Origin of the sequence: Streptomyces sp. NPDC005799, from assembly GCF_040630525.1 — a bacterium.
Lineage (GTDB): Bacteria > Actinomycetota > Actinomycetes > Streptomycetales > Streptomycetaceae > Streptomyces > Streptomyces griseorubiginosus_B.
Genome location: NZ_JBEXXQ010000031.1, coordinates 39,294 through 51,976, shown reverse-complemented (window position 1 = coordinate 51,976; position 12,683 = coordinate 39,294). Strand labels below are relative to the sequence as shown.

Below are 12,683 nucleotides of genomic sequence, written 5' to 3'. Positions count from 1 at the left end.
TCGCCGCTCGCACTCACGTACGTACCGAAAGGCATCCCCATGTCCGCATCCAAGACCGCGCCCGCCACAGTGGTGTCCGCGCGGCCGCTCGTTCTGCCCGCCCCGGGCCGCGGCGAGGACCTCCAGGTCCGCGTGTCCGCCCCCGCGAGCGGCGACGATCTGCCCGTCATCGTCTTCTCGCACGGCTTCGGCTGGTCCATGGACGGTTACCTCCCGTTGGCGGACTACTGGGCCGCGCAGGGCTTCGTGGTCGTCCAGCCCACCCACCTCGACTCCAGGACGCTCGGCCTGCCGCCCGAGGACCCCCGTACGCCGCGGATCTGGCGCATCCGCATCGAGGACCTCACGCGCGTGCTGGACGGGCTCGACGTCCTCGAAGCCGCCGTGCCGGGCCTCGCCGGGCGCCTCGACCGGGACCGCATCGCCGTGGCCGGCCACTCCTGGGGAGCCCAGACGGCGAGCGCGCTGCTGGGTGCCCGCGTCCTCGGCTCCGACGGCAAGCCCGGCCAGGACATGTCCGACCCCCGGGTGAAGGCGGGTGTGCTGCTCGCGCTGACCGGCCTGGGCGACACCCTGACCCCGTTCGCCGCCGAGCACTTCCCCTTCATGAAGCCGTCCTTCGACACCATGACCACTCCGGCCCTGATCGTCGCCGGGGACAACGACCAGTCCGCGCTCTCCACGCGCGGACCGGACTGGTTCACCGACCCGTACACCTACAGCCCGGGCGACAAGAGCCTGCTCACGCTGTTCGGGGGTGAGCACTCGCTCGGCGGCATCTGCGGGTACGAGGTCGTCGAGACGACGGATGAGAATCCCGCGCGCGTCGCCCTGATCCAGCAGCTCAGCTCGGCCTACCTGCGCAGCGCCCTCCACCCCGGGGACACCGGCTGGAAGGCGGCGGCCACCGCGCTGGCGGAGGATCCCGAAGCGCTGGGCACGCTGCGGAGCAAGTGACGCCCCGACCGCTCGCCCGCCGGTGTTTTCCCAGGTGAAGGGTGCCCGGACCGTTATCGCACAAGCGTTCTGATTTTGGTCTATGGTGGAGGTGGGACGGTCGGGAACTGATGTTCGATAACGGGAGGTGCGGGTGCCGGGCTTCACTCATCTGCACACCGCCTCCGGGTTCTCCCTGCGGTACGGCGCTTCGCACCCGGAGCGGCTGGCCGAGCGCGCCTCCGAACGGGGGATGGACGCCCTGGCTCTCACCGATCGCGACACCCTCGCCGGTGCTGTCCGGTTCGCCAAGGCCTGTGCGGGAGCGGGGGTGCGGCCGCTGTTCGGGGTGGAGCTGGCGGTGGGGGGCTCGGAGCCGGAGTCCGTGGGGGGAGGGCGGCGCCGTAACCCTGTGCGCGGTGGTTCCTTTGTCGATGAGTCGATGCCTCGGGTTGTCTATCTGGCGCGTGCGGGGGCTCGTGGCTGGGCGGATCTGTGCCGGCTGGTCACGGCGGCGCATGCGGGGGTGGGACAGCCCCTGCTGACCTGGGCGGACAATCACGCCGACGGTGTGACCGTCCTGCTCGGCCCCGCCTCCGACGTCGGGCGGGCCCTTGCCGCCGGGCGGCCGGATCGTGCGGCCCGGCTGCTCGGGCCCTGGCGGGAGGTCTACGGGGACGCCCTGCGCCTGGAGGTCGTCTGGCACGGGCGTGAGGGCACCGGGGCCGGGTCGCTGCGGCTGGCCGCCCGCACCCTGGGCTTCGCCGCCGAGCAGCGGGTCCGGCCGGTGCTCGGCAACGCCGTCCGTTATGCCGACCGCGGGCTCGGGCCGGTCGCCGACGTCCTGGACGCGGCTCGGCGGCTCGTCCCGATCGACCCCAGGAAGGAGCTGGACTCGGGGGAGGCCTGGCTCAAGGGCGCGGATGAGATGTTCCGCGGGGCGGAGCGGATCGTCGAGGCGGCGGGGTACCGGCGGGAGACCGCCCACCGGCTGCTGGAGCAGACGCAGTCCGTGGCCGCCGAGTGCCTGGTCGATCCCGAGGACGACCTGGGCATGGGGACGGTCCACTTCCCCGAGGCGCACCTCGTCGGTGCGGGACGCCGTACCGCTCAGCGGGCGCTGGCCTCCCGGGCGGCGGCGGGCATGGTGCTGCACGGTTACACGGACCGGCGTGACTACTGGGAGCGGATGCACGATGAGCTGGACATCATCGGTCATCACGGTTTCGCCTCCTATTTTCTGACGGTCGCTCAAGTCGTCGATGATGTAAGGGAGATGGGAGTCCGTGTAGCCGCTCGTGGGTCCGGTGCCGGGTCGTTGGTGAACCATCTGCTGGGTATCGCGAACGCCGATCCGATCGAACACGGGCTGCTGATGGAGCGCTTCCTGTCCAAGGAGCGGGTCGTGCTGCCCGACATCGACATCGATGTGGAGTCCGCGCGCCGGCTCGAGGTCTACCGGGCGGTCATCGGCCGGTTCGGCGAGGAGCGGGTCGCCACGGTCGCGATGCCGGAGACCTATCGGGTGCGGCACGCGATCCGGGACGTGGGCGCCGCCCTGTCCATGGACCCGGACGAGATCGACCGGATCGCCAAGTCCTTCCCGCACATCCGGGCGCGCGACGCCCGGGCGGCGCTGGAGGAACTGCCCGAGCTCAAGGCCCTGGCGGGGGAGAAGGAGAGGTACGGGCGGCTCTGGGAGCTGGTCGAGGCTCTTGACGCCCTTCCGCGCGGGGTGGCCATGCATCCGTGCGGGGTGCTGCTGTCGGACGCCTCCTTGCTGAGCCGTACGCCGGTCATGCCCACCAGCGGCGAAGGATTTCCCATGTCACAGTTCGACAAGGACGACGTGGAGGATCTCGGGCTGCTCAAGCTGGACGTGCTGGGTGTGCGGATGCAGTCGGCCATGGCGCACGCGGTCGCCGAGGTGGAGCGGGCGACGGGGGAGCGGATCGACCTGGACGGGTTGGCGGGAGGTGACCCGGCCACGTACCAGCTCATCCGGTCCGCCGAGACGCTGGGGTGCTTCCAGATCGAGTCGCCTGGTCAGCGGGATCTGGTGGGGCGGCTGCAGCCGAGTACTTTTCACGATCTGGTGGTGGACATCTCGCTGTTCCGGCCCGGGCCCGTCGCCGCCGACATGGTGCGGCCGTTCATCGAGGCCCGGCACGGACGGGCGCCCGTCCGGTATCCGCATCCGGATCTGGAGGAGCCGCTGCGGGGCACCCATGGGGTGGTCGTCTTCCACGAGCAGATCATCGACATCGTCGCGATCATGGCCGGCTGCGGACGCGGGGAGGCGGACCGGGTGCGGCGCGGGCTGTCCGATCCGGAGTCGCAGGGGCGGATCAAGGTGTGGTTCGCCCAGCACGCGGCGGCCAACGGATATGACGGAGAAACGATTCGGCGGACCTGGGAGATCATCGAGGCCTTCGGGTCGTACGGGTTCTGCAAGGCGCACGCGGTGGCCTTCGCCGTACCGACGTACCAGTCGGCCTGGCTGAAGACCCATCATCCGGCCGCCTTCTACGCGGGGCTGCTCACGCATGATCCCGGGATGTACCCGAAGCGGTTGCTGCTGGCGGACGCGCGGCGACGGGGGGTGCCGGTGCTGCCGTTGGATGTGAACAAGTCGGCGGTCGCACACCGGATCGAACTGGTGTCTGAATCTGATGGGGTGTGGGGACTGCGGCTGGCGCTCTGCGATGTGTACGGGGTCAGTGAGGCCGAGGCCGCGCGGATCGAGGAAGGGCAGCCCTACGACTCGCTGCTGGACTTCTGGGAGCGGGCGCGGCCCAGCCGGCCGCTCGCGGGACGGCTCGCCCAGGTCGGCGCCTTGGACGCGTTCGGCGCCAACCGGCGTGATCTGCAGCTGCACCTGACCGAACTGCATCGCGGGGCACGGGGCGCGGGCGGCGGCCAACTGCCCTTGGCCGGCGGGCGGAAGACCGCGTCCGCGGGGCTGCCGGACCTGTCGGAGACGGAGAAGCTCAGCGCCGAGCTGGGTGTGCTGTCCATGGACGCCTCGCGCAACCTGATGGACGATCACCGGGTCTTCCTGGACGAGCTGGGCGTGGTGTCGGCGCGGCGGCTGCGGGAGGCGCGGCACGGGGAGACCGTGCTGGTCGCGGGGGCCAAGGCGGCGACCCAGACACCGCCGATCCGGTCCGGCAAGCGGGTCATCTTCTCCACGCTGGACGACGGGACGGGCCTGGTCGATCTCGCCTTCTTCGACGACTCCCACGACGCGTGCGCCCACACCGTCTTTCACTCCTGGTTGCTGCTGGTGCGCGGGGTCGTACAGCGGCGCGGGCCGCGCAGTCTGAGCGTGGTGGGTTCCGCCGCCTGGAACCTCGCCGAACTGGTCGAACTGCGCGCCGAGGGCGGGCTCGAGGAGGTGGCGAAGCGGCTGGCGGAGCCGGCGGTGGAAGGGACGGGCGGCGATCCGGCGCGGGGCCGGCGCATCCAGCTGCCCACCGGATACGAACTCAACCCATGGGCCGATCTGCGCCCGGCGGGTCAGGAGCCTTCGCAGGTACGGAAGTTGTGGCACCAGAGTCCGGGGAGTGCGGGATGACCATCGTGTGCGTACGTTTCCAGCTGCCGCCGGAGTCCGAGACGGCCCTGCCCGGGCTGCTCGGACTGCTGGAGGAGTTCACCCCGGTCGTGGAGGCGCTGCCGCCGGATGCGGCGCTGGCCGATCTGCGGGGCGCCGAGCGGTACTTCGGGCGCGGGGCGGTCGAACTGGCGTCGGTGATCCGGGTGCGCGCCCTCGCGCTGTACGGGGTCGACTGTGTGATCGGCGCCGGACCGGGGCCGATGCTGGCCCGGGTGGCGCTGGAGGCGGCCCGGCCCGGGGTGACCTGCGAGGTGCCCGGTGATCCGGAGGGCAGCGCGGAGTTCCTCGCGGACCTGCCGGTGAGCGCGCTTCCCGGCGTGGGGGCGACGACGGCCCGCACCCTGTCCGAGTACGGCCTCGACACCCTGGGGCGGGTCGCCGCCGCGCCGCTGTCCACGCTCCAGCGGCTGGTCGGCGCGAGGACGGGCCGAGAACTGCACGAGAAGGCGAACGGCGTCGACCGCGGACGGGTCGTCCCGAACGGCGTCTCCCGCTCCCTGGCCACCGAACGCCCCTTCGATCGCGACGAGTTGGATCCCGACCGGCACCGCCGCGCCCTTCTGTCGGCCGCCGAGGAACTGGGCGCCCGCCTCCGCGCCCTGGACAAGATCTGCCGCACCCTCACCCTCACGGTCCGCTACGCCGACCGCTCCTCGACGACCCGCACCCGCACCCTGAAGGAACCCACCGCGCACTCCGCCGCCCTGACCAGGACGGCGTACGGCATGTACGAGGCCCTCGGCCTGCAACGCGCCCGGGTCCGCGCCCTCGTCCTGCGCGCCGAGTCCCTCAGCCCCGCCGACCAGGCCTCCTACCAGCTCACCTTCGACCCGGTCGACGAGAAGGTCCGCCGCATCGAGCAGACCGCGGACCGGATCAGGGCGAAGTTCGGCCCGGGGGCGGTGATCCCGGGGGCGCTGGTGGCGTGAGCGTCAGTTCGCCCAGGGCGGGGTGAGTCGGGTGCCGTCGGCCAGTTCCGCCTCCAGGCCGATGGATGTGGTGACCCAGGAGATGGCTGTCTGATCGGTCGGGTTCTCGACGCCCAGGGTCGCGCCGGGGTTGACGATGACGGTGTCGCCCGCGGTGACGCGGTCGGTGCGGCCGTCGAGGGTGATCAGGAGTTCGCCGACGAGGAGATGGAAGATCTCCTCGCGGGTGACGGTGTGGACGGGAGCCTTGGTGCCCGGGGGGATCTCGCCGCGCCAGGCGCAGAGCTCCTTGCTCCCGGTGAGGGGCGTCGCGTACGAGACGAAGCGGGCGCCGTGGATCTCATGGGTGACGGCTTCGGATGTGCGGATGACGGGCATGGGTGCCTCTCCGGTCGGATGCCGATCACATGGTCAAGTTGCTTGACCATGTTACTCGCCTCCATGGTCAAGCAACTTGACCATCTCGTCAAGGGTGCTTCAATGCCTGCGTGCAGAACTCCGAGGCCATGGCCCTTTCGGCAACCCTGCTCGCCGTCGCCGGTGAGCTGACGCAGCGCATCAACGAGGGCGTCGTCGCCCGGGGCTTCGAAGGGGTCAGGCCCGCTCACGGGTTCGCCTTCGCCCGGCTCGCCCCGGACGGCGCGACGGCGACCGAGCTCGCCGCCCATCTCGGGGTGACGAAACAGGCCGCCAGTCAGCTCGTCGACGAGATCGTGCGCAAGGGGTTCGCCGAGCGGCGGCCGCACCCCGGGGACGCCCGGGCGCGGCTGGTCGTGCTGACCGAGCGGGGGTGGGCGTGCACCCGGGCCGCGGAGGAAGCGGCCGCCGAGGTGGTACGGGGGTGGGCGGGTGTACTCGGGGAGAGTGAAGTGCGGGTGTTGTGGGAGCAGTTGTGGCGGATCGCACCCTATGGTCCTGTCAGGCCCGCCTGGTGACGGTTCCTCAGCCTCTACCGCCGAGTCAGTTACCACTGGAAGTTTTTACTGACGCGTAACTTCACACTTGCACTACTCGCTCGTAACTTGACGAGTGAACAGCATCCTTCGTGATCCGGATCACAGGGCGTAAGGCCATCGCAACTCCCTTGAGCCGCAAGGAGATCACACGATGCTGCCCTGGAACCGAGTGCTCAGACCCCTGGCCGCGGTGCTGCTGACCGCCGCGGTCGCCCTCGTCCCCGCCACCGCCGCCCATGCCTCCACGGCCCCGAGCAGCGGTTGGAACGACTACTCCTGCAAGCCCTCCGCCACCCACCCCCGCCCCGTCGTCCTGGTCCACGGAACCCTCGGCAACTCGGTCGACAACTGGCTGGGCCTCGCCCCCTACCTGGAAAGCCGCGGCTACTGCGTCTTCTCCCTCGACTACGGCCAGCTCTCCGGCGTCCCCGTCTTCTACGGCCTCGGCCCCATCGACAAGTCGGCCGAGCAGCTCTCCGCCTTCGTCGACAAGGTGCTCGCCGCCACCGGAGCCGCCAAGGCCGACATCGTCGGCCACTCGCAGGGCGGCATGATGCCCCGCTACTACCTGAGGTTCCTCGGCGGAGCCGCCAAGGTGAACGCCCTGGTAGGCATCGCACCCGACAACCACGGAACCGACCTGGACGGCCTCACCAACCTGTTGCCGTACTTCCCGGGAGCGTCCGACCTGCTGTCCTCGTCCGTTCCGGGCCTCGCCGACCAGATCGTCGGGTCCGCCTTCCTCACCAAGCTCAACGCCGGCGGCGACACCGTCCCCGGCATCCACTACACCGTCATCGCCAGCAAGTACGACGAGGTCGTCACGCCGTACAGGAGTCAGTTCCTGAGCGGTTCCGACGTGCACAACGTCCTCATCCAGAACCTGTGCTCGCTCGACCTCTCCGAGCATGTCCTGATGGGTCTCAGTGACCGGCTCGCCTTCCACGAGGTGGCCAACGCGCTCGACCCGGCGCACGCCACCACGACCACCTGTGCGTCGGTGCTGAGCTGACGCACGAACGGGGCCTGTCCGACCTGAGCCGCCGGACAGGCCCCGCCCCCCGTGGGGTCTACCGACGGCCTGAGGTCGTCGCATGCCGGCGGACCGAGGCGAACAGCGCCGCCGACCCCAGCGCGAGCGCCGCCGCACCGCCCATCGCGAGGTACGGGGTGCTGCCACCGCCTCCCGTCTCGGCGAGGTTCTCCACGGCACCGGCCGCCCTCGGCGTGTTGGCGGCCGCCGGCTCGGCCGACGTGGCGGCGTCCTGGTCGCCGTGACCGTGGTGCTCGACCGTCGACTTGTCGGCACCGGCCGCGATCTGCCGGTCGGAGGGTGCGGAGGCGGTCGGAGCCGGTGCCGAGCCGGTGGCCCCTGCGCCGCCCCCGAAGGTGACGTCCGAGCAGGAGTAGAAGGCCTCCGGGCTGTCCGAGCGCTGCCAGATCGCATACAGGAGCTGCCGGCCCGAGCGCTGGGGGAGGGTGCCGGAGAACGTGTAGAAACCGTTCGCGGCGACCGGGTCGGTGGCCTTCGCCACCGGGGCGGACAGATCCAGGTCCTTCCAGGCGAGCGGCTTCGTCGGGTCGTAGCCCGGCTTGGTGATGTAGACGGTGAACGTGCCCTTGTGCGGGGCGGTCACGCGGTACTTGAAGGTGTACGACCCGCCGCGCACGCCCGTCGCCGGCCAGTCCGCACGGGGCAGGTCGAGGCCCTTGAACTCCTCGTTGCCCGCGCTGCACAGCTTGCCGTCCGGGATCAGCGCCTGGTGCCGGCCGTTCGCGTCGCCGATGCGGATGCCGTTCCAGTCGTAGAGCGCCTGGGTGCCGCCGGCCGCGACCGCTGCCCTGCACGCGTCCGACTTGGGGCTCTCCGGGTTCTCCGCGTAGCACTGCGCGACCCGGCTGACCGGGTCGCCCATCGTCCCGTGCGCCGACGCCGGGGCGGCGGCGAGGGTGGTCAGGGCGAGCGGGGTCGCGCCGAGGACGGCGATCGTGACGGCCTTGCGGAGGCGTGCGGGCATGCGGAATCTCCTCGGAACGGTCCTGGGTGAATCCCGTGGGGTGTGATCAGAAGCTAGCCCCGAGAAACCGTGAAATCGCCTGCTGGGGACGGGCGAGGGAGATCCTTATGCTCGCGTTAAGGGAGTGCTGAGACTGGGATCAGGTAGGGAGCGTGCCGGCATGGCAGACGACGGGATCCGGGCGGCCGGGGCCGCCGACGTGGCGGCCGTGAAGGCCGTGACCGACGCCGCGTACCACCCCTACATCGAACGGATCGGGGTGGTTCCGGTGCCCATGGAGGCGGACCACGCGGCGAACGTGGCCGCGGGGAAGGTGTTCGTGACGGGCGATCCCGTCCTCGGGCTCGTCGTGCTGGAGGAGCGCGACGACCATCTGTTCCTCGACAGCATCGCCGTCCACCCCGACGCACACGGCACGGGGGTGGGGCGACGGCTGCTGGGCTTCGTCGAGGCACGCGCGCGTGCGCTCGGTCTGCCCGAGGTCAGGCTCTACACCAACGCGATGATGTGGGAGAACCAGAAGATCTATCCGAAGTTCGGCTACGAGGTCGTGGAGCGGCGGGTGGACGGCCCCTACGACCGTGTCCACTACCGCAAGCGGCTCGACTGAGTGCCCTCACCCGTCGGGCCACCACGTTCGTGCGATGTCCTTCCGCACCTCCGGGCGCCCGGCGGGACGCTCGTCGGCTTCCTCGTGGACCCTGCGCGAGTCCGACTTCTTCAGGGGCTTCTGCACAGTGGTCCGGCGCATGGCTGCCTCCTTCAGTGCCCACCGAGTTCCGCGTTCGCACGGAGGTAGACCCTTTTCGGGAGAGTGACTCATCGGTGCGGGTCTGTCAGTGGCGGCTGTCACGATTCGACTGTCAGTGGCGGGTGTCACTCTGGGGAGCATGACGAACGACAGTGAAGCCCTGACCGGGGCGGACGCGGGTTCCGGCATCGACTGGGACGCCGAGGCCGCCTCCTTCGACGACGAGCCGGACCACGGACTGCGCGATCCGGAGGTACGGCGGGCCTGGGCGGGCCGGTTGGGCGACTGGCTGCCGGGACGGTCCTCGGACGTCCTCGACCTCGGCTGCGGCACGGGCAGTCTGTCGCTCCTCGCGGCCGAACAGGGACACCGCGTCACGGGCGTGGACGCCTCACCGGCCATGGTCGAGCTGGCGCGGGCCAAGCTGGCCGGGCGTGACGCGGTGTTCCTGGTCGGCGACGCGGCGGCACCGCCGGTGGGGGAGCAGCGCTTCGACGTCGTGCTCGTACGGCATGTGCTGTGGGCCCTGCCCGATCCCGGCCGCGCGCTGCGGCACTGGAGAGGGCTGCTGCGGCCGGGCGGGCGGCTCATCCTGATCGAGGGGGTGTGGGGGACGGTCACGCCGGCCGGCATACCGGCCGGCACGCTCACCGGGCTCGTCGAGTCGTTGGCCGAGCAGGTGCGGGTGGAGCCGCTGTCGCAGGACGCGGTGCTGTGGGGAAGGCCGGTCGAGGACGAGCGGTACGCGGTGGTGGCGCTGGTGTGAGGCGGCGGCGCCTCAGGGGTCCTTTCACTATGAGCGACCCGGACGGGCATGGTGAAAGGACCCCTCAGGCCAGGAGCGCGTCGAAGCCGCCCTCGCGGGCCAGCCGCTCCAGGGTGTCCAGGGCCGCGACCGCCGCTGCCGCCGCCTGAGGGTCCGTCTCCGCCAGGCCACTGGCCGCGAACTCGTCCTCGTCCAGACGGCGTACGTCCCTGCCGTCGGCCGAGCGCCACAGGTCCAGGTCGAGGTCCTCGACGATCAGTTCCGAGCCGAAGAGGACCGCGGGGCGGGTGACGTCGCAGTACCAGCCCTTCAGCCCGCCCTCGGCGTCACGGACCTCCTTCACCGCGTACCAGCGGTCCCGCCAGTAGTACTCGGTGAAGACGTCGCCCTTCTCGAAGCGCACGAACCCGAAGTCACGGACCCCCTCGCCCGCCCAGAGGGCGCGCACGGCGATCCGGTCGCCGTCGTCCTCGACGAGGTCGGCCTCATAACCGATCTTGGTGCGGCCCGCCTTGACGAGGACGACGTTCAACCGCCGGACCGGCTCAGCCGAGTTCGCGGACATAGCGCACCTCCGACGCGGAGATCTCGTACCCCAGCCACTTGTTGATCGCGAGCATGGGGCCGTTGCCGGCGTCGTTGCCCGTGTGGGCCTCGGCGAAGCCGGCGGCGCGGGCGCGGTGCAGCGAGTGGTTCTTGGCGAGCTTGGCCAGACCCCGGCCGCGGAAGGCGCGGGCGGTGCCGGTCATGGCGGTGAAGTAGCGGGTGCCGTCCGTGTAGGCCACGGTGAAGGCGGCGGGGCGGCCGTCGACGACCGCCACCGTGGTCAGGTCGAGGTCGAGGCACGGGTGTTTCCAGTTCTCCTCGATCCAGAGCTCGTAGTCCGTGAACTCGGCGTCCACGTCGCTCGGTTCGTCCGCCGTGGTCTCCGCGTCCAACTCGAACAGCGGGCGCGGGTCGTCCGCGAAGTCGGCGGCCCTGCGCAGTTCGGTGCCGGGCGGCGGGTCCTGCAGGGGCGGCAGCGTGACGTTCGCCAGGTCCAGCCGGAGGAAGCCGGCCGAGCGGCTGGCGCGGTAGCCGTGGTGCTCGGCGAAGGCGCGGTTGGCCGGCTCGTCGAGGACCCACGCGAACAGCTTCGTCGCACCGTGCGCGATCAGGTGCTCCTCGGACGCCTGGACCAGCAGACGGCCGGCGCCGCGGTGGAACCGGTCCGGGTGCACGTAGATGTTGAGGAACCCCTGGCCCGGCTGCGGGCTGTCGTGGGCCAGGCCGATCTGGGCCGTGCCGATCATCTCGCCGTCCTCCTCCGCCACCAGCGCCCGGGCCTTCGCGTCCGGGTGGGTGCGCAGAAGGTGGTGACGGATGGCGTCGGCGGTCCACATGACGTAGGGGAGGCCGAGATGGCGGATGAGGGCGAAGTCCTCGAGGTCTTTCCGGTCGTCGGGGCGCAGGTCGCGCACGGTTACTGTCATGAAGGCGCACGCTACGGGGGAGCCGAGCCCGGGTGCCTCCCATTTTCCGGCGGGTACGGGACAATCGGGCCGTGACCTTGAAGATCCACATCGACGACAGTGCCGCGCCGTACGAGCAGGTGCGGGCGCAGATTTCCGAGCAGGCGCGGACGGGGGTGCTGCCGGTGGGGTACCGGCTGCCGACCGTGCGGGGGCTCGCCGAGTCGCTGGGGCTGGCGGCCAACACCGTGGCCAAGGCGTACCGGGCGCTGGAGAGCGACGGGGTGATCGAGACGCGGGGCCGGAACGGGACGTACGTGGCGGCGGCGGGCTCGGCGGCGGAACGGGAGCTCGCGGCGGCGGCCCAGGCGTACGTGGACCGGGCGCGGCGGTTGGGGCTGCCGGAGGCCGATGCGCTGGCCGCGGTGCGGGACGCGTTGCGGGCGGGGTACGGCGCGGGCTGAGCGGAGTTCGCACAGCGGCGGCACATCAGGCGGGCGACAGCGATGGGGTGCGGGTGACCGGGGCGCCCGCTGCCCGGGCCGCCTTCGCGAACGTCGTCGCGTCGTGTACGGCCGCCCCCGTCGGGTCGTTGTTGAAGTAGGCGTAGACGTCCTCGGTCGCCCCCCAGGTGCTCATGATCCGGGTCACCCATGTCTCCAGCGCCCGGCGGCCGTAGTGCGGCCACGGTTGGGCGCGGCCCTGGTGGAAGCGGACGTAGCCCCAGTCCGTGGTGCGCCACAGCGGGGTGACCGGGCGGGAGAGGACGTCCGCCCAGCACAGGGCCGCGCCCCGGGTCTCAAGGACCTTGCGTACCTCCGGCGTCCACCAGGACTCGTGGCGCGGCTCGACCGCGACCCGGGTGCCCGGCGGGAAGCAGCCGAGGCAGGTGTCCAGCAGGCCCGGGTCGACCTTCAGGGTGGGCGGGAGCTGGAGAAGGACCGGGCCCAGCCGATCGCCGAGACCCGCCGCGTGGGTCATCAGTCGGTCGACCGGCTCCTCGGGCTCCTGTAGCCGCTTGATGTGGGTGAGGTACCGGCTCGCCTTCACCGCGACCACGAAGTCGCCCGGCACCCGCTCCCGCCACGCCTCGAAGGTCTCCCGCGTCGGCAGACGGTAGAACGCGTTGTTGATCTCCACCGTCGCGAAGTGCGCCGTGTACTCCTCGAGCCACAGTCGCATGGGGCACCCGGCGGGGTAGAGCACACCCCGCCAGTCCTTGTACTGCCACCCCGACGTCCCGACGAACAGGGTCAT

14 protein-coding genes are annotated in these 12,683 nt (G+C 71.2%); 8 read left to right on the top strand and 6 right to left on the bottom strand.

The annotated features are described in order from the left end of the window. Nucleotides 1-39: 39 nt before the first annotated feature. From ABZ453_RS28225 to ABZ453_RS28215, 3 genes are all read left to right on the top strand, one after another. A complete protein-coding gene (locus tag ABZ453_RS28225; protein ID WP_359018989.1) occupies nt 40-957 on the top strand; it encodes an alpha/beta fold hydrolase in 918 nt (305 codons plus the stop codon). Nucleotides 958-1,090: 133 nt separating this feature from the next. Continuing rightward, the gene (locus tag ABZ453_RS28220) at nt 1,091-4,513 is read left to right on the top strand and encodes a DNA polymerase III subunit alpha (protein WP_359018987.1); all 3,423 of its coding nucleotides are present in this window, start codon (nt 1,091-1,093) and stop codon (nt 4,511-4,513) included. Beyond that, the gene (locus ABZ453_RS28215) at nt 4,510-5,484 is read left to right on the top strand and encodes a hypothetical protein (RefSeq protein ID WP_359018985.1); all 975 of its coding nucleotides are present in this window, start codon (nt 4,510-4,512) and stop codon (nt 5,482-5,484) included. The genes ABZ453_RS28220 and ABZ453_RS28215 overlap by 4 nt, the downstream gene beginning before the upstream one ends. Nucleotides 5,485-5,487: 3 nt before the next feature. Here the strand turns inward: ABZ453_RS28215 and ABZ453_RS28210 are convergent, their stop codons facing one another. Further along, a complete protein-coding gene (locus ABZ453_RS28210; RefSeq protein WP_208785432.1) occupies nt 5,488-5,862 on the bottom strand; it encodes a cupin domain-containing protein in 375 nt (124 codons plus the stop codon). 110 nt (nt 5,863-5,972) lie between these two features. Here ABZ453_RS28210 and ABZ453_RS28205 point away from each other — a divergent pair, with 110 nt between their 5' ends. Beyond that, a complete protein-coding gene (locus ABZ453_RS28205) occupies nt 5,973-6,419 on the top strand; it encodes a MarR family winged helix-turn-helix transcriptional regulator (RefSeq protein ID WP_359018983.1) in 447 nt (148 codons plus the stop codon). A 172-nt stretch (nt 6,420-6,591) separates the two neighbouring features. After that, complete coding sequence (locus tag ABZ453_RS28200) at nt 6,592-7,452, top strand: alpha/beta fold hydrolase (RefSeq protein WP_359018981.1); 861 nt, start codon at nt 6,592-6,594, stop codon at nt 7,450-7,452. A 58-nt stretch (nt 7,453-7,510) separates the two neighbouring features. Here ABZ453_RS28200 and ABZ453_RS28195 read toward each other — a convergent pair whose 3' ends face one another. Then, nucleotides 7,511-8,458, bottom strand: coding sequence for a lytic polysaccharide monooxygenase (locus tag ABZ453_RS28195; RefSeq protein ID WP_359018979.1), 948 nt, complete (start codon nt 8,456-8,458; stop codon nt 7,511-7,513). 160 nt (nt 8,459-8,618) lie between these two features. Between ABZ453_RS28195 and ABZ453_RS28190 the strand changes: the two genes are divergently transcribed. Then, complete coding sequence (locus tag ABZ453_RS28190; protein ID WP_359018977.1) at nt 8,619-9,068, top strand: GNAT family N-acetyltransferase; 450 nt, start codon at nt 8,619-8,621, stop codon at nt 9,066-9,068. Nucleotides 9,069-9,074: 6 nt separating this feature from the next. Here the strand turns inward: ABZ453_RS28190 and ABZ453_RS28185 are convergent, their stop codons facing one another. Continuing rightward, nucleotides 9,075-9,209, bottom strand: coding sequence for a hypothetical protein (locus ABZ453_RS28185; RefSeq protein WP_280117550.1), 135 nt, complete (start codon nt 9,207-9,209; stop codon nt 9,075-9,077). Nucleotides 9,210-9,348: 139 nt separating this feature from the next. On the opposite strand from ABZ453_RS28185, the gene ABZ453_RS28180 reads away from it, so the two are divergent. Then, nucleotides 9,349-9,975 (top strand): class I SAM-dependent methyltransferase, encoded by a 627-nt coding sequence (locus tag ABZ453_RS28180; RefSeq protein ID WP_359018975.1) that lies wholly within the window; start codon nt 9,349-9,351, stop codon nt 9,973-9,975. A gap of 64 nt (nt 9,976-10,039) precedes the next feature. Here ABZ453_RS28180 and ABZ453_RS28175 read toward each other — a convergent pair whose 3' ends face one another. Then, the gene (locus tag ABZ453_RS28175) at nt 10,040-10,540 is read right to left on the bottom strand and encodes a DUF402 domain-containing protein (RefSeq protein WP_359018973.1); all 501 of its coding nucleotides are present in this window, start codon (nt 10,538-10,540) and stop codon (nt 10,040-10,042) included. Next, the gene (locus tag ABZ453_RS28170; RefSeq protein WP_359018971.1) at nt 10,521-11,447 is read right to left on the bottom strand and encodes a GNAT family N-acetyltransferase; all 927 of its coding nucleotides are present in this window, start codon (nt 11,445-11,447) and stop codon (nt 10,521-10,523) included. Before ABZ453_RS28170 ends, ABZ453_RS28175 begins: the two co-directional genes overlap by 20 nt. Before the next feature lie 71 nt (nt 11,448-11,518). Here ABZ453_RS28170 and ABZ453_RS28165 point away from each other — a divergent pair, with 71 nt between their 5' ends. Further along, the gene (locus tag ABZ453_RS28165; RefSeq protein WP_359018969.1) at nt 11,519-11,890 is read left to right on the top strand and encodes a GntR family transcriptional regulator; all 372 of its coding nucleotides are present in this window, start codon (nt 11,519-11,521) and stop codon (nt 11,888-11,890) included. Between the two features lie 25 nt (nt 11,891-11,915). Here ABZ453_RS28165 and ABZ453_RS28160 read toward each other — a convergent pair whose 3' ends face one another. After that, nucleotides 11,916-12,683, bottom strand: a complete 768-nt coding sequence (locus tag ABZ453_RS28160) for a DUF72 domain-containing protein (RefSeq protein ID WP_359019106.1) — start codon at nt 12,681-12,683, stop codon at nt 11,916-11,918.